Consider the following 16868-nt stretch of genomic DNA (forward strand, 5'->3'; position numbering starts at 1 on the left):
CATTGTGCTCCGGTGTTTGTGGCTTGCTGTACTGGTCTTTGTAGGCCACGTTTAACCCCGAGTTGTCTCCCCACTGCTCGGGGTTTCTTTTGCCTGCGATTTGTCAGGGCTCAGGGGTGTCGTGGAAAAAACTCGGGTTGTCCAACAAATACTGCGCGCGCATCACCGGGTCCAGCCATGATGCGTAGGATTGCTGCAGCTGCTCCTGTGGGATATCCCGTATCGCCTGATTGATTAGCTGTATGGCCTGACGGCCTTGTGGCGTATCCGAACAACCAATGTGCGTGCGCTGATAACGCGCTGAACCCTTGATGGGATAGAACATCAGGTCGTGGGCAGCAATCCCCTGTTGCCGGGCGTGATAGCGGATTTCCGGCGGGTAACCCAGCACCGCCTCCAGCCGCCCAAGGCGCTGCATTTGCAACAGGCTGCCAAGGGCGTCGTTGCCATAATGCAATGCCAGGGTGTGGGGCGCGGCGTGCTTGAGCTGTTCGTCGATGGTCGGGCCGTAGCTGCGTTCGGCGGTAGCGCCAATGCGCGCTTTAGGGGATTCGAGAAAGGCTTGCAGATCAAATTGGCCCTCGGCAATGAAGGGTGCCATGGCTTCCTGCTGGCTGCGTTGGATCGTCACCCCGTTGCTGACCGAGACGAAAGCCTGGGCCGAAAATACCACGTACTTCGCGCGTTCCGGCGTCCACAGCAGTGCGGGATCGCAGGTCAGGGACGGCGAGCGCAGCATTTGAATGCCGCGAGCGCGGTTCACGTGCATCACCGTGTGGCGATACTGCGGCAGTTTTTTGGCGAGTACCGGCAACAACTCATCCAGTATTCCCTGACCTTTCTGAGGCCCTTCAAAGATGGTGATGGGCGGCAGGTCGCGCAACAGCCAGATCAGCGTGTCCTCGGCATGCGCCGCGAGCGGCCACACGCCGAGCCACACGCTCATCAGGCACAGACGAATAAACCGGCACGGGTACGGGCGAGCCATCAGATCGCGCCAACCTCACGCAAACGGGTGATGGCTGCGGCGTCGTAACCCAGTTCATTGAGGACGGTACTGTTGTGTTCGCCCAACTGCGGCCCGACCCACTCACAGCTCCCCGGTGTGTGCGACAGCTTGGGCACGATCCCCGGCATCTTGAAGCCCTTGCCGCCGGGCAACTGAGCGTCGAGAAACATTTCCCGCGCCAGAAACTGCGGGTCGCCCAGCATGTCTTCGGCGCTGTAGATACGGCTGGCGGGCACCTCGGCCTTGTTCAATTGCTCAACCACGTGGTCCAACGGCAGCGAATTGACCCAGCGATCAATCACGCCGTATAGCTCATCACGACGGTTATCGCGTCCGTCATTGCTCGCCAGCTGTGGGTCATTGGCCAGATCGTCGCGGCCGATGGCGCTCATGAAGCGCTTGAAGATTGCATCGCCATTGGCGCCAATCTGCACATGCTTGCCGTCGGCGGTGGTATGAATCGATGACGGCGTAATGCCAGGCATGATGTTGCCGGTGCGCTCGCGAATAAACCCGAACACGTCAAATTCCGGAATCATGCTTTCCATCATCGCGAAGATGGCTTCGTACAGCGCCACATCCACGACTTGGCCGAGCCCACCGTTGACTTCGCGATGACGCAGCGCCATCAGCGCACCGATGACGGCCCACAAAGCCGCAATCGAGTCGCCGATGGAGATCCCCGTGCGTACCGGCGGGCGGTCTTCGAAACCGGTGATATAGCGCAAGCCGCCCATGGATTCGCCCACCGCGCCGAACCCCGGCTGGTCTTTCATCGGGCCGGTCTGGCCAAAACCCGAGAGCCGCACCATCACCAATTTCGGGTTCAGCGCGTGCAGGGTTTCCCAGCTCAGGCCGAGTTTTTCCAGGACCCCGGGGCGGAAATTCTCAATCAGGATGTCGGCATCCGCCAGCAACTGTTTAAGGATGGCCAAACCTTCCGGGTGCTTGAGGTTCAGGGTCAGCGACTGCTTGTTGCGCGCCTGCACGAACCACCACAGTGAGGTGCCTTCATACAGCTTGCGCCATTTGCGCAGCGGGTCGCCGCCGTCCGGGGATTCGACCTTGATCACCTCGGCACCGAATTCGGCGCAGATGCGAGACGCAAACGGGCCGGCAATCAAGGTGCCCAGTTCGATGACTTTCAGACCGGCCAGCGGTTTGGCATTAAACGTCATGAGGATCCTTATCCAGCGTTAAACGGTGGTGTGATGCCTTTTAACATAGGCGAGCGGCCCAGGGATAAGGATGATGCACCGCAGTATTCGTTGAATGGCTGCACCATCGGTTAGACTGGCCGCCTTTCCCTGTCTTTAGAAGCCCGTTCATGGCCCAGCCGTCCACGACCTACAAATTCGAACTCAACCTCACCGACCTTGATCGTTCGGTGTATGAGAGCGTCAAACAGACCATCGCCCGCCATCCTTCGGAAACCGAAGAACGCATGACCGTGCGCCTGCTGGCCTACGCCCTTTGGTACAACGAGCAATTGTCGTTCGGCCGTGGTCTGTCAGATGTAGACGAGCCAGCCCTGTGGGAAAAAAGCCTGGATGACCGTGTTCTTCACTGGATTGAGGTCGGCCAGCCTGACGCCGACCGTCTCACCTGGTGTTCGCGCCGTACCGAACGCACCAGCTTGCTGGCCTATGGCAGCCTGCGTGTGTGGGAAGGCAAAGTGGTGCCGGTGGCCAAAAACCTGAAGAACGTACACATCGCTGCGGTGCCTCAGGAAGTCCTCGAGACCCTGGCCAAGGACATGCCGCGCGTTATCAAGTGGGACGTGATGATCAGCGAAGGCACGATCTTCGTGACCGATGATCGTGGCCAGCATGAAGTGCAGTTGGAATGGTTGGTCGGTGAGCGCGGTTAAAACGTCTGGGTGCTGGCTTGCTCGCGAAAGCATCCGCGCTGCGTAACTGATTTGGCAAGGTGGCGGCATCGCCGGTAAACCAGCGCTCACCGTTGATCGCTCTCGTTGTTAATACCTGTGTTTAACCGTTGTACCAGAAGAGAAGCTTCCGTCACCCCATGCGTATTGATCCTCGCCCGTTGCCTGCTGTCCTGCCGTTTCTCGGTGAATTGCCACCGCTGTTGACCCGTCTCTACGCCGCGCGCGGGGTGCAGTCGGAAGCCGAACTGGACAAGAGCCTGGCGCGGTTGATTCCCTACCAGCAGCTCAAGGGCATCGACGCGGCGGTGGACCTGCTGGTGACCGCCCTGGAGCAGCGCCAGCGCATCCTGATCGTCGGTGACTTCGACGCCGACGGCGCGACGGCCAGCACCGTGGGCACCCTGGGCCTGCGTTTGCTCGGTGCGGCGCATGTCGACTACCTGGTCCCCAACCGCTTTGAATACGGTTATGGCCTGACCCCGGAAATCGTCGCGGTGGCGCTGCAGCGCACGCCCCAGTTGCTGATTACCGTGGATAACGGCATCTCCAGTGTCGAAGGCGTGGCGGCGGCCAAGGCGGCGGGGTTGAAGGTGTTGGTGACTGACCACCACTTGCCCGGCGATGAATTGCCGGCGGCGGATGCGATCGTCAACCCGAACCAGCCCGGCTGTGAGTTCCCGAGCAAGGCGCTGGCAGGCGTCGGCGTAATATTTTATGTGTTGATGGCCTTGCGCGCGCGTTTACGCAGCCTGGGCTGGTACGACAACACGCCGCAGCCGAACATCGGTGAGTTGCTCGACCTGGTCGCCCTGGGCAGCGTCGCCGACGTGGTGCCGCTGGACGCCAACAACCGCATCCTGGTCCATCAGGGGCTGGAGCGGATTCGCGCCGGTCGCGCCCGGCCGGGGATCAAGGCGATCCTTGAGGTCGCCAAGCGCGACCATGCCCGCATCACCTCGACTGACCTTGGTTTTATCCTCGGGCCACGGCTGAATGCCGCCGGGCGCCTGGATGATATGAGCCTGGGCATCGAATGCCTGCTCACCCGCGACTTCGCCGCGGCACGGGAAATGGCGGCGCAACTGGATGGCATGAACCAGGACCGCAAATCCATCGAGCAGGGCATGCAGCGTGAGGCGCTCGCCCAGCTCAAGGACTTGCCGGTGGAATCGATGCCCTACGGTTTGTGCCTGTTCGACCCGGAATGGCACCAGGGCGTCATCGGCATTTTGGCGTCGCGCATGAAAGAGCGGTATTTCCGCCCGACCATCGCCTTCGCCGACGCCGGTGATGGCCTGCTCAAGGGCTCAGGGCGCTCTGTGCAGGGTTTTCACATCCGCGATGCGCTGGCGGTCGTCGCGAGCCAGCATCCCAACCTCATCACCAAATACGGCGGCCATGCGATGGCGGCCGGCTTGACGTTGCCCGAGGCGAATTTCCCGCTGTTTGCCGAAGCGTTTGACGCAGAAGTGCGTCGGCAACTGCGCGAAGAAGACCTCACCGGGCGGCTGTTGTCCGACGGTACTTTGGCGGTTGAAGAGTTTCACCTCGAACTGGCGCGTGCATTGCGGCATGCCGGGCCATGGGGCCAGCACTTTCCTGAGCCGCTGTTTCATGGCGTGTTTCAGCTGGTAGAACAGCGCGTGGTAGGCGAGCGGCACCTCAAAGTGGTGCTCAAGAGCGAGTGCGGGTCAGTGAAGCTCGATGGCATTGCGTTTGGCGTGGACCGAGACGTCTGGCCTAACCCGACGGTGCGGTGGGTGGAATTGGCCTACAAACTGGACGTGAACGAATTCCGTGGTCAGGAAACCGTGCAACTGATGATTGCGCATATCGAGCCGCGCTAGTTTTTACCAACGCCATAAACCAATGTGGGAGCGGGCTTGCTCGCGAATAGGGCGTGTCAGTCACAGGTGTTGTGACTGATCCACCGCTTTCGCGAGCAAGCCCGCTCCCACAGGGTTGATCCGCGTACAGCGCGGGATTACTCGGCTTTATCCTTGGCCTGGTGCTTGACGATGATGTCCACCAAACGCTGGGCCAGTGCCGGGTAGTTCTCATCAAAGTGATGACCGCCCGGCAGTTTCACCGCTTCGCCCACCGCGGTCTTGTCGGTGCAGCCACTTTCGTTGACTTCTTCGGCACCGTAGATGCACACCACTTTGTCAGCCGGCAGCTTGGCCATTTCCGGGCCGGTAGCGGCCTCTTTGCCGGCGTTGCCCAACCAGCCCTCCACTTCGATTTCAAAGCTGCCGGTGCGTGCGAAGGCGAGCAGGATGATTGCGTCGACACGCTGCTGTTCGTTCTCCGGCATGCGGTTGTAGATGGCGGGCAGTACGTCGGCGCCGAACGAGTAGCCGGTCAGTACGAAACGCTTGGTGCCCCACTTCTGCCGGTAATGCTGCATCAGCTCGGTGAGGTCCTTGGCGCTTTGTTCCGGGGTCTTGTGCTGCCAGTAGTAGCGCAGTGTGTCGATGCCGACCACCGGGTAGCCGATCTTGGCCATTTCACCCGCCACGTCGCGGTCCAGGTCACGCCAGCCACCGTCACCGGAGAGGAACAGGGTGACGGTGTCCTTGGCTTGGCCAGCCGGGACTTCGACCACGGGAATCGCCAGGCCGCCGTTGTCCGAACCGACCAACTGCTTGCGCAGTTCGTTGTTCAGCACTTGCGGGTAGTGAATGTCGTAGTCGCTGATGCTGGTGATTGCGCGCGGGGTGTCGCGCACGAAACTGGCGCTTTCATCGTCGGGGTTGTCGTTCCAGGCCACCAGCCAGTTGCCATGGGCGGAGGTCTTCGGCAGCGGGTCCTTGCAAGTTTCCTGTACCAGGGTGAAGCCGACGGAGATGGCGTTGGCTTTGTCATCGTTCTGTGCGGCCAACCAACGCCAGGCGAGCGCAGCGCCAGGGCCGATGCCGCTGACCAGGGTCGCCGGGCCTTTAAGCTGGCTCAGGGCGCTCTGCAGGGCTTGTTCCTGCAACTTGCAGTCATCCTTGGGCAGGATCACTTGAACGATTTGTGCAGCACCGCCTTGGCTCAGGGCAATCAGCTGGCTGTCGGTCAGGGTTTCATCGGCCATCACCGCGACCGCCACACGGGCTTTTGCCGAGCCGTGGGGGGTCACGCGGGTCATGACCGTGCCATCAGCCTGTGGCAGTTGTTCCAGGGTCGGTTGCGGAGCAGGGCGGTTCCAGAACCAAAAGCCGCCGCCTGCGATCAGGGCGAGCAGCACTACAAAGGCCAATACATACCGCCAGGAGCGTCGAATCATCAGCGTTTCACCAATCCAGTCAAGCCGCCCGCAATCAGGGCGGCGGTATCGGCCAGTGCCACCAGCGGATCAAGTCCTGCGGGCACGGCCATGTAACGGGGTTCCCAGTCAGGCTGGAACTTGTCTTTGAAGCGGCGCAAACCTTGGAAGTTATACAGTTGCTCGCCACGGCGGAACACCATCGAGCCCAGGCGTTGGGTCAGCGGGGCGCCACGGCGTGGTTGCAGGCCCGACAACGGCACCATGCCGAGGCTGAAGCGGGCGTAGTCGTGGTTCTTATAATGTTGAATCAGGCCGACCATCATAAACTCCATGGTCAGCTTCGGCGCGTCCGGGTGCGCACGCATCAGGTCGAGACTGGCCAGGTCATGGTTGTAGGTCTCGAGCAGGTTGGCGAAGGCCACCGGGCGCCCTTCGAAGCGAATGATCGCGATGCGAAAGTGCTTGAGGTAGTCGTCGCTGAAACGGCCCAGGGAAAAGCCTTTTTCCCGGACGTTCTTGCCGGTCAGCCAGGCATCCGAGATGACTTTGAGTTCATCCATCGGCGCCTGGCCCGGTTCGCAGATCTCCAGGGACAAGCCGTCCCGGGTGCCGCGGTTCCAGGTGTAGCGCAAATCCTTCATCTCTTTGCCCTTGGCTTCCAGGTCAAAGCGTTTCAGGTCGACGCGGGCTTCTTCACCCAGCTTGATCGCGGTGAGGCCGATGTCCATGTAGTACGGCAGGTTCTCGGCGCGGACCTGGTAGAACACCGGGCGGGCGTGATGGATGTCGCACAGGTCGCGGAACTGCCAGATCATCTCGGCGCGGGGTTGCGTCGGGCCGATCGGGTCATACAAGGCCACCAGGCTGCGCCCACGGCGGGCGTACATCAGGAAGGCTTCGTCGTTAGGGTGGAACAGCAGCGCCTTGTCGCCGGTCAGCGCCAGGCCGCCGTCGGGTTGGGACGAGGCCATCAGAATCTTGCTGGCGCGCGCCAGTTCGTCGGGTGTCGGCAGGTGGATCACTGGTCGCGCAGTGCGCAGCAGCCAGGTCAACGAGACGATCACCAGCAACACTGCCGCACCGAGCAATGAGCGCAGGCCGCGAGGGGCGTTGGCATCCAGGGTGAACTGCCACCACAGTTGATGGCTGTACGGCACGTCTTGATAGGCAAACAGCAGCAGCCAGATCGAGGCGCCCAGCACGCAAACGCTGGCCACCAGGTACAACGGCGAGAACGGCAACTCGGTGAGGCGGCTCGCGCGGTAGAACGAGCGACGGAAGATCGCCAGCAGCACCGCCGTCATGATCATCAGGCTGGCTTCTTCCCAGTCAAAGCCTTTGAGCAGCGAGAGCAGGGCGCCGGTCAGCAGCAGCACCATGGTCAGCATCCACGCAGCCGACAAACGCCGACGCAGGCCCTGGGCGAGCAACAGGCACAGCACGCCGATCAGGCTGGCGCCAAAGTGCGAGGCATCAATCAGGCGGTGGGGAATCAGAAAGCCGATGTTTTCCAGGCGTGTGTCGATTTCCGGCGTTGCGCCGGAAAACAGCAGGACCACGCCTGACAAAAAAACCAGTACGGCCAGCACGGGCGCGGCCAGGCCGGATGCAACCCGCAGGCTCTGCTGGGTCTGGAACAGGCGCTGAGCTTCGTTGACCAGCAGGAACACGCAGGCGATCAGCAGCGGCAGGACCACGTAGATCATCCGGTACAGCAACAGGGCGGCGGCCAATGGCGCGGCACCGAGCTTGTCGGCGAAGGCGGCGAGCAGAATCGCTTCGAATACACCCACACCGCCCGGCACATGGCTGAGTACGCCGGCGGCCAGGGCCAACAGATACACCAGCAGGAAGGGACCGAACGGCGGTGCTTCCGGCAGCAACATATAGAGGACCGTGGCGGCAGCTGCCACGTCGAGTGCGGTGATGATCAACTGCAGGAAGGTCAGGCGCCGGCCCGGCAGGCGCAGCGTGCGGCGCCCCGCCTTGACCAGCAGGTTGTCCGGGTAAGGTTGTTCCGGCAGGCGGCGACGATAAATGCCGATGCACAGTGCGACCGACAACAGCAGGACCGCGCCAGCAATGCTGCCGAGCAAACCTTGCGACAAATGCAGGTAGGTGGACGCCGCCGGCAAGTTACTCAGCGTGGCCAGTGCGGCCAGCGGCGGCAGGGCAGTGCCCAGGGCCAGACTGGCGAATACGGTCATGTGGGCAACTTCCGATGCCCCGATGCCATGGCGTGCATATAAGCGGTAACGCACCGAGCCGCCGGAAAGCATCGACAGGCCTATGGCATTGCCAATCGCAAAGGCGGTGAAACCACCCAGGGCCAAGGTCTTGGCAGGCAGTTGCACCCCGGCATAACGGGCGCCGGAAAACTCATAACCCAGCAGAATGATGAAACCGGCGACCGCCGCCGCAAACGCGCCCAGCAGTGCCGGCTTGGGCACCTCCAGGATCGAGTCGTGGAGTGCGTACAGGTCCAGTTCCAACAGCAGGTGTCGGCAGGCGATCAGGGCAATTGCGAACAGCAATAGAGTGACGGCCAGCCCGATGGGTTGACGGTATTTGCTCAACAGATCCAGCCAACGCAAACGGGTGGGAGTAATCGGTTGTTCCGCTGTGACGGTGTCTTGTGGTTCAGACGAGTTGGCGCGCATCAATCACCTCGTGGATTGTGCGCGACAGGATGGGGGTATCCAGCCAAGTTACCAATCCCTATGGACAAAATAATTACAAATATTAACGCTTATCGCCGGGTGGGGCGAATGCGGCCATTGGTCGTAGAGGGTCGTGCTTGAGTACTGAGCATAGCTTGCAGTGACATGGACTCTGCAAACCGTATCCGGTTTCATGAAAGATGCCATGCCATTGTTTCAGAAGAACTTTTTTAACCGGATACAAAAAAGGCCACTCTTTCGAGTGGCCTTTCTTGATGTTTGGTTGCGGGAGCCGGATTTGAACCGACGACCTTCGGGTTATGAGCCCGACGAGCTACCAGACTGCTCCATCCCGCGTCTGTGGCCGGCATTCTACAGCCCAGCGGCGGGGTGTCAACCGTTAATCGGCCGATGGGTCAAATAAGTGTGAAATAACCGCAGCGTGTTGCCCATGCGCGGTAAGTGCGCGATGGAGAAAGAGTTTTTTGTCTTACAATTTTCATACATGGGTAAAACAGAGGCGCACAAAAAAGGCCACTCTTTCGAGTAGCCTTTTTTGATGTTTGGTTGCGGGAGCCGGATTTGAACCGACGACCTTCGGGTTATGAGCCCGACGAGCTACCAGACTGCTCCATCCCGCGTCTGTGTGTCGGCATTCTACAGAGGAACGCAGGTGTGTCAACCCGTGAATTGAAGAAAAGCGCTTGTGGTTCAATCGGTTAGCTCTCCAAAGCAGGGGTGGAAATGCCTCCGGGCCAGTGTGGCCAAGGGTTTCGGCTCTATCGGTAGCCTGATTTCGATTGAAAAAATAAATTCATCTGTACGTTTTCCTACCGCTCGCGCGGAAGATTCAAACTACTGGTGCTATATACAGGGGTGAGTGCGATACTGGCCATCCGTTGGATTACACCTTCTGTTTATATGACGCAGCGCAAAATCATCCACGTCGACTGTGATTGCTTCTACGCCGCCATCGAGATGCGCGACGACCCGAGCCTGGCACAAAAGCCTCTGGCGGTCGGCGGCTCGGCGGATAGACGAGGGGTGATCGCAACCTGCAACTACGAGGCGCGGGCGTATGGCGTTCGCTCGGCCATGTCGTCGCGCCACGCCTTGAAGCTGTGCCCGGACCTGACCATCGTCAAGCCGCGCATGGACGCTTATAAAGAAGCGTCCAAGGAAATCCAGACGATCTTTCGTGATTACACCGACCTGATCGAGCCACTGTCGCTGGACGAAGCCTATCTTGATGTCTCCGACAGCCCGCATTTTGGCGGCAGCGCCACACGTATCGCTCAGGATATTCGCCGTCGTGTCTCCAACCAGTTGCACATCACCGTGTCTGCGGGCGTTGCGCCCAACAAGTTTTTAGCAAAGATCGCCAGCGACTGGAAAAAGCCCAACGGCCTGTTTGTGATTACGCCGGATCAGATCGAAGACTTTGTCTCCCAGTTGCCGGTGAACAAATTGCACGGCGTCGGCAAGGTCACGGCCGATAAGCTGGCGCGCCTGGGCATTGAAGACTGCCTGCAATTACGCGAGTGGAACAAGCTGTCACTGGTGCGCGAATTCGGCAGCTTTGGCGAGCGGCTTTGGAGCCTGGCCCGTGGGATTGATGACCGCGTGGTGCAGAACGACAGCCGCCGGCAATCCATCAGTGTGGAAAATACCTACGATGTAGATCTGCCGGATCTCTCAAGTTGTTTGGCGAAACTTCCTGAGCTGATGGAAACCCTGGCCGGGCGCATGGCGCGCATCGACAGCAGTTACCGCGCGGGCAAGCCGTTCGTCAAAGTGAAGTTTCATGACTTTACCCAGACCACGCTGGAGCAGGCCGGGGCAGGGCGGGACCTGGAAAGTTATCAACAGCTGTTGAGCCAGGCGTTCAATCGCGGCGGCAAGCCGGTGCGGTTGTTGGGGATTGGGGTGCGGTTGCTGGACCTGAGCAGCGGCAACGAGCAGCTTCAATTTCCCTGGTAGAAACCGGAAACCAAATGTGGGAGCGGGCTTGCTCGCGAATACGGTGTATCAGTGATGAATGTATCAACTGACACTGCGCATTCGCGAGCAAGCCCGCTCCCACATTTAGATCTATAGCGTTTTCAGAATCTCAGCGTGCCCCAGGATCTGCGACAAGCCGCCCCGCATCCTTGGTCAGCGCCTGCAGAAACTCCTGCTGCAACTCGGGATCGTTGCGGGTCAGTTCGATCAGGCTTTGTTCCAGTTCGCTGGCTTCTTCTTCCAGGCCCAGTTCCGACAGGCGCTTGACCCGGTGCACCCACTGGTTGACTTCATCGTCTTCCAGATCGTCGTAGATCAGGCCATGAGCTTCCAGCAACTTGCCACGCAAGGTATTGCTGATCGCCAGGGTGGAGTCCGAATGCGCGTCGTCCTGGCCATCCTCCACGCTGATTTTCAAGGTGGTGATGCGGTTCAGGTCCTGCTCGGCAAAGGGGCTGTCCAAGAGGTTCAGGCGCAATACGCCGTCGCGGTCGGTGGTCAGCTCATGGGTTTGCTTGCCGGCGGTGACCTGTACCGGACGCTCGCTCCAGGGCAGGCTCGAATACTCCGTGCGCTTGTCGCGCTGGACCTCATCGATACCGGCCAGGTTCTGTTGCGCACGGCCATGGGATTGCACGTTCATGAACGGGTTGATGCCGTCCACGCCATACGTCAGCCAATCGCGCGTCATGCTGGTAGGCAAGTTGCCAAGGGCGAAGATATTCGCCACGTTGGCGCCCGCGCCCGCCACCAGGGCGACCGCGCCCAGGGGCATCTCATAGAGTTTGCGCCAGGGTTGGTAGGGGGTGTAGCGATCGTAACGGCGGGTGACTTCGAATTCGGTGACCTCGAAGGTCTTTTGCTCGTGAATGCGAACCCGGCGTTGTGGAAGTTCCAATACTTTGGGTTCGCCTACATCGATTTGCAGGCTGTGATCGAGCAACTTACGCTCGACCCGCTCCTCGTGCTCACTGCGTTGCGACATCTGGTTGGCGCAGCCGCTGACCAGCAGGGCGCCGCACAAGGCGGCGCCCCCCAGGGCTCTGGTGTTTCGCTTGAACATGACTTCTCTTGATCTGGTTTTCAGCGACGAATACGCGCCTGAAGGAAAGACAGCACGTCAGCCACCGGCAACGGTTGGGCTTCGGCTTCGGTCCGGCTCTTGTATTCCAGATTGCCATCGGCCAGGCCGCGGTCACTGACCACGATCCGGTGCGGGATGCCAATCAGTTCCATGTCGGCGAACTTGATGCCCGGGCTGGTTTTCTTGTCCCGGTCATCGAGCAACACTTCAAAACCGGCGGCCGTCAGTTCGGCATACAGTTTGTCGGTGGCTTCGCGTACTTGCTCGGTTTCATAGCGCAGCGGTACCAGGGCAACCTGGAACGGTGCCAGGGCGTCGCTCCAGATGATGCCTTTCTCGTCGTTGTTCTGCTCGATCGCAGCGGCAACCACACGGGACACGCCAATGCCGTAGCACCCCATTTCCAGGGTGATCGGCTTGCCGTTCTCGCCCAGCACTTCGCACTTCATCGCCTTACTGTACTTGTTGCCCAGCTGGAAGATGTGCCCGACTTCAATGCCGCGCTTGATTTCCAGGGTGCCCTTGCCATCCGGGCTTGGGTCACCGGCTACCACGTTACGCAGGTCGGCCACGGTCGGCACCGGCAGGTCACGCTCCCAGTTCACGCCGAAGTAGTGCTTGTCGTCGATGTTCGCGCCGATACCGAAGTCGCTCATCAGCTCGACCGAGCGGTCGATGATGATCGGCAGCGGCAGGTTCAGCGGGCCCAGGGAGCCGGCACCGGCGCCGATGGCGTCACGCAGCTCAGCGTCGGTGGCCATCACCAGCGGGCTGGCAACGCCTGGCTGCTGGGCTGCCTTGATTTCGTTGAGCTCGTGGTCGCCACGAATGACCAGGGCGATCAGCTTGCCTTCTTCTTCGGCGCGCACGATCAGGGTCTTGATGGTCTTTTCAATCGGCAGATTGAATTTTTCCACCAGGGCCGCGATGGTCTTGGTTTCTGGCGTATCGACCAGGCGCAGCTCTTCGCTTGGCGCAGGGCGGGACGTTTCGCGCGGTACGGCTTCGGCTTTTTCGATGTTCGCCGCGTAGTCGGAGCCGTTGCTGAACACGATGTCGTCTTCGCCGGACTCGGCCAGTACATGGAACTCGTGGGAGCCGGCGCCACCGATGGAGCCGTTGTCTGCTTCAACCGGGCGGAATTTCAGGCCCAGGCGGGTAAACACGTTGCAGTAGGCGGTGTGCATGCGGTCGTAGGTGACCTGCAGCGACGCTTGGTCTGCGTGGAACGAATAGGCGTCCTTCATGATGAATTCGCGGCCACGCATCAAGCCGAAGCGTGGGCGGATTTCGTCACGGAATTTGGTCTGGATCTGATACAGGTTCAGCGGCAGCTGTTTGTAGCTGCTCAGCTCGTTGCGCATCAGGTCGGTGATGACTTCTTCGTGGGTCGGGCCGGCGCAGAAATCACGGCCATGACGGTCCTTGAAGCGCAACAACTCAGGGCCGTACTCTTCCCAGCGCCCGGATTCCTGCCACAACTCAGCCGGTTGGGTACTTGGCATCAACACTTCCAGAGAGCCGGCGGCGTTCATTTCTTCGCGAACGATCGCTTCGACCTTGCGCATCACCTTCAAGCCCATGGGCAGCCAGGTGTACAGGCCGGAGGCCAGTTTGCGGATCATGCCCGCGCGCAGCATCAGCTGATGGCTGATCACGACCGCGTCGGAAGGCGTTTCTTTCTGTGTGGCGAGCAAATATTGACTGGTACGCATGGTAGGCCGTTGTCGGTTGCTTGGACTTGAAATGACTTGGGATTGTACGGGCGCAAACTGCTGGAGTACAGGTATCAGAATGCAGAGGGGGATGTGGGAGCGCGCTCGCTCCCGCAGTGACCGAGCGGTGTCAGTCTTCCTGTGAAGGGCTCAAACGAGCCCGCCGACTTTCCTGAAACCAGTGCAAGGCAATCAGGAACAGCGTCGGCACACCCAGCAGGCAGGTGATGATGAAGAAGTTGTGGTAACCGAACTTCTCGACCATCACGCCCGAATAGCCACCAATCAGACGCGGCAGCAGCAGCATGATGGAGCTGAGCAACGCATATTGGGTGGCAGAGAACTTGAGGTTGGTCAGGCTCGACAGGTAGGCGACAAACGCCGAAGTGGCCAGGCCCGAGCTGAAGTTATCCAGGGAAATCGTGAAAATCAGCATCTGCAGGTCCGGGCCCATGTCGGCGAGCATCACGAACAACAGGTTGGTCGCCGCCGAGCATACGCCGCCGATGAACAGGATCGGCAGGATACCGAACCGCACAATCAGCAGGCCGCCCATACCGGCGCCGAGCAGGGTCATGATCAGGCCGAAGATCTTGCTGACCCCCGCAATCTGGTCCTTGGTAAAGCCCTGGTCGATGTAGAACACGTTGGCCATCACGCCCATCACCGTATCGGACATGCGATAGGTCGCAATCAGCCCGAGCAGCAGCAGCGCCTGCCAGCGGTAGCGCAGGATAAAATCATTGATCGGCGTCAGCACCGGCGCCAAGCCACGCCGGCCCATGGCTGAGAGGCACAGGGTCGTGAGGATGATGTACAGGATGGCGCGCAGGAAGGCGCGGTCTTCCATCAGCAGCTCCCACAGGCTCACGCCGTGGAACAGCACACTGGCGAAATCCGTGTTGTACAGCTGGGTGAACATCGCGGGGACCGACACCAGCAGTACGATCAGCACGAACACCGAGATCAATTGGTGCGCGAAGCTGTAGCGGCCGGCCTGCAACTGGGTGCGCAGTGGCACATCGGGTTCACGCATGAAGAAGGTGGTCAGCAGTGCCGGGATCATCAGCACGCCGAACAGCACATAAGTGCCGGTCCAAGCCGAGTGCTTATAGTTGAAGCCGGTCGAACCGAAGCCTTCGGCAAAGAACAACGCACCGGCCGTGGCCAGCAGGGCGGCGATGCGATAACCGGACATGTAGCTGGCGGCCAGAGCGGCCTGGCGGCTGTCATCGGCAATTTCCAGGCGATAAGCGTCTACCGCGATGTCTTGGGTGGCCGAAGCGAAAGCAACAATGACGGCAATAGCGATCAGCCAGGACAGGTGTTTCTGTGGGTCGCAGAAACCCATGCCGATCAACCCGAGGATCACCAGCGTTTGGGCAAGTACCAGCCAGGAGCGACGACGTCCGAGTTTGCCGAGCAGCGGCAGGCGCCATTGGTCGAGCAGCGGCGACCAGACCCATTTAAAGGCATAGGCCAGGCCGATCAGGCTCGCATAGCCGATGGTCTCGCGGGCCACGCCGGCCTCGCGCAACCACACAGAAAGCGTCGAAAACACCAACATGTAAGGCAAGCCGGCGGCAAAGCCGAGCAACAACAGCACTAACGTCGAGGGGCTGGCATAGGCGGCGAGCGCGGCGCGCCAGGTTTTACGGGGCATGGGCTGGAGTCTGCCTCAGATTTGCGGAAACAAAGCGCGCACTCTAACCGCTGTGCTCTACCGGGCGCCAGCCATGACGCTGAATATCAACGCGATTGTTCAGGATACTGACGCCTTCGCTGCGTAAACGCGCACGTTGTTCATCGCCTGATGCACTGCCCACCGGCAGACTTATCCGACCACCGGCACCCAAAACCCGGTGCCAGGGTAACCGGGTGTCCTCGGGCAGTTGGCTGAGCGTACGCCCGACCCAGCGCGCGGCGCGGCCCAGGCCGGCCAGGTGCGCCAACTCGCCATAACTCACCACGCAACCTTCGGGCACTTGCGCCAAGGTCAGGTACAACGCCGTGCGCCGCATGTCGGCCGGGCTTTGGGGGGGATCGGCAGGTAAATTCGCTGTGGGCATCGTCGGGGTCTTTGTCAGAAACATCTCAAAACAGGGCTGTGAGCATTGAACTCATCATAAATCCTTGAGTCAGTCGTACCTATCTAACACGATAGCGCCTCTTTTTTCGCCAACCCTGAGCTCCGAATCCGCTTATGTTGTCCAGAACCCTGCTGTGCCTTGCTGTTTTCAGCGCCTCCACGCCCTTGCTCGCCGACACTGTCTGGTTGAAAAACGGTGACCGCCTGACCGGCAAGATCAAAGTCTTCGACGGTGGCAAGCTGCTGATTCAGACCAGCTACGCGGGGGCGATTCCGGTGGATTGGAAACAAGTCAAAACCCTGGAAAGTGATCAGGAGCTGCTGGTCAAGCAGGACGCCTACAGCGGTGAGAAAGCCAAGTCTCTGAAAGCGGCGGAGGACGGCAAGGTCGTTCTCGCCAATGGTGAGGCGCCCAAGACCGTGGACTTGGCCAGCATCCAGCAAATCATCAAGCCCAAGCCGGTCATCGAAGACCTGGTGTGGAAGGGCAACGTCGACCTGGCGCTGGACTACAAACGCGCCGACAAAGACACCAACGACTACGACGTCGACTTCAAGACCTCGGCCCGTCACGGCCAGTGGCGCCATACCGCGAAGGGTGAATACAACCGCGAATTCCAGGATGACGTGACCACCACCGATAACTGGGCGCTGGAATATGACTTGGACCGCTTTATTACCGAGCATTGGTTCTGGCAGGGCCGACTGACTTACAAACGCGACGAAGTGGAAGACTTGTCCCGCCAACGCACCGTCGGTACCGGCCCTGGCTACCAGTTCTGGGACGATGAGCTGGGCGCGTTCTCCCTCGGTTCGCTGGTTAACCGCACGGATTATCAATATGCCGACGGCGGCAAGACCAACTTCTATTCCCTGGCCATGAAGTGGAGCTACAACCGCTACCTGGTGGGCAAGACCGTGGAGTTCTTCACCAATGGTGAGTTGGGCAAACCACTTGCCGGGCCGTCCGAATACTCCCTGGATGCAGAAATGGGGCTGCGTTACAAAGTCACTGAATGGGCTTCGCTCAACCTCAAGGCTGAGCGCGACATCATCAATGGCGAATCCCAGAGCAGCCTGGACAAGACCCGCTACACCGCCGGGTTCGGCGTGGCCTGGTAAAAGCTGCATCGGTCACTCTGGCAACCTGCGCGGATATTGATTAC

12 protein-coding genes and 2 tRNA genes are annotated in these 16868 nt (G+C 60.2%); 4 read left to right on the top strand and 10 right to left on the bottom strand.

Going from position 1 to position 16868, the window contains the following annotated elements:
- Positions 1-103 precede the first annotated feature (103 nt).
- Positions 104-988: a TIGR02285 family protein gene (locus JFT85_RS21495; protein ID WP_187601429.1), complete on the bottom strand. Its 885-nt coding sequence runs from the start codon at positions 986-988 to the stop codon at positions 104-106.
- Positions 988-2187, bottom strand: coding sequence for a CaiB/BaiF CoA transferase family protein (locus tag JFT85_RS21500; protein ID WP_169875613.1), 1200 nt, complete (start codon positions 2185-2187; stop codon positions 988-990). Before JFT85_RS21500 ends, JFT85_RS21495 begins: the two co-directional genes overlap by 1 nt.
- Before the next feature lie 149 nt (positions 2188-2336).
- On the opposite strand from JFT85_RS21500, the gene JFT85_RS21505 reads away from it, so the two are divergent.
- Positions 2337-2879 carry a YaeQ family protein gene (locus tag JFT85_RS21505; protein WP_053257827.1) on the top strand — a complete coding sequence of 181 codons (543 nt, stop codon included), beginning with the start codon at positions 2337-2339 and terminating at the stop codon, positions 2877-2879.
- Between the two features lie 158 nt (positions 2880-3037).
- Complete coding sequence (recJ, locus tag JFT85_RS21510) at positions 3038-4747, top strand: single-stranded-DNA-specific exonuclease RecJ (RefSeq protein WP_053257826.1); 1710 nt, start codon at positions 3038-3040, stop codon at positions 4745-4747.
- A gap of 137 nt (positions 4748-4884) precedes the next feature.
- Here the strand turns inward: recJ and JFT85_RS21515 are convergent, their stop codons facing one another.
- The 4 genes from JFT85_RS21515 to JFT85_RS21530 form a co-directional block, all read right to left on the bottom strand.
- The gene (locus JFT85_RS21515; protein WP_201230390.1) at positions 4885-6171 is read right to left on the bottom strand and encodes a virulence factor family protein; all 1287 of its coding nucleotides are present in this window, start codon (positions 6169-6171) and stop codon (positions 4885-4887) included.
- Positions 6171-8813, bottom strand: a complete 2643-nt coding sequence (gene mprF / locus JFT85_RS21520; protein ID WP_053257824.1) for a bifunctional lysylphosphatidylglycerol flippase/synthetase MprF — start codon at positions 8811-8813, stop codon at positions 6171-6173. Before mprF ends, JFT85_RS21515 begins: the two co-directional genes overlap by 1 nt.
- A 280-nt stretch (positions 8814-9093) precedes the next feature.
- A tRNA-Met gene (locus tag JFT85_RS21525) sits at positions 9094-9170 on the bottom strand.
- A 207-nt stretch (positions 9171-9377) separates the two neighbouring features.
- Positions 9378-9454: transfer RNA gene (locus JFT85_RS21530), tRNA-Met, on the bottom strand.
- A 280-nt stretch (positions 9455-9734) separates the two neighbouring features.
- Between JFT85_RS21530 and dinB the strand changes: the two genes are divergently transcribed.
- Positions 9735-10793: a DNA polymerase IV gene (gene dinB / locus JFT85_RS21535; RefSeq protein ID WP_053257823.1), complete on the top strand. Its 1059-nt coding sequence runs from the start codon at positions 9735-9737 to the stop codon at positions 10791-10793.
- A gap of 130 nt (positions 10794-10923) precedes the next feature.
- Here the strand turns inward: dinB and JFT85_RS21540 are convergent, their stop codons facing one another.
- The 4 genes from JFT85_RS21540 to JFT85_RS21555 form a co-directional block, all read right to left on the bottom strand.
- Complete coding sequence (locus JFT85_RS21540) at positions 10924-11877, bottom strand: hypothetical protein (RefSeq protein ID WP_053257822.1); 954 nt, start codon at positions 11875-11877, stop codon at positions 10924-10926.
- 20 nt (positions 11878-11897) lie between these two features.
- On the bottom strand, positions 11898-13613 hold the full coding sequence (locus tag JFT85_RS21545; protein ID WP_008433579.1) for a proline--tRNA ligase: 1716 nt from the start codon (positions 13611-13613) through the stop codon (positions 11898-11900).
- Positions 13614-13743: 130 nt separating this feature from the next.
- Positions 13744-15276, bottom strand: a complete 1533-nt coding sequence (locus JFT85_RS21550) for an AmpG family muropeptide MFS transporter (RefSeq protein ID WP_053257821.1) — start codon at positions 15274-15276, stop codon at positions 13744-13746.
- Between the two features lie 43 nt (positions 15277-15319).
- Entirely contained in the window at positions 15320-15682 is a 363-nt protein-coding gene (locus JFT85_RS21555; RefSeq protein WP_053257820.1) for an MGMT family protein, read from the bottom strand.
- 134 nt (positions 15683-15816) lie between these two features.
- Between JFT85_RS21555 and JFT85_RS21560 the strand changes: the two genes are divergently transcribed.
- Positions 15817-16824, top strand: a complete 1008-nt coding sequence (locus JFT85_RS21560) for a DUF481 domain-containing protein (RefSeq protein ID WP_053257819.1) — start codon at positions 15817-15819, stop codon at positions 16822-16824.
- Positions 16825-16868 lie beyond the last annotated feature (44 nt).

It is taken from the genome of Pseudomonas sp. TH04, assembly GCF_016651355.1.
Classification (GTDB): Bacteria; Pseudomonadota; Gammaproteobacteria; order Pseudomonadales; family Pseudomonadaceae; genus Aquipseudomonas; species Aquipseudomonas fluorescens.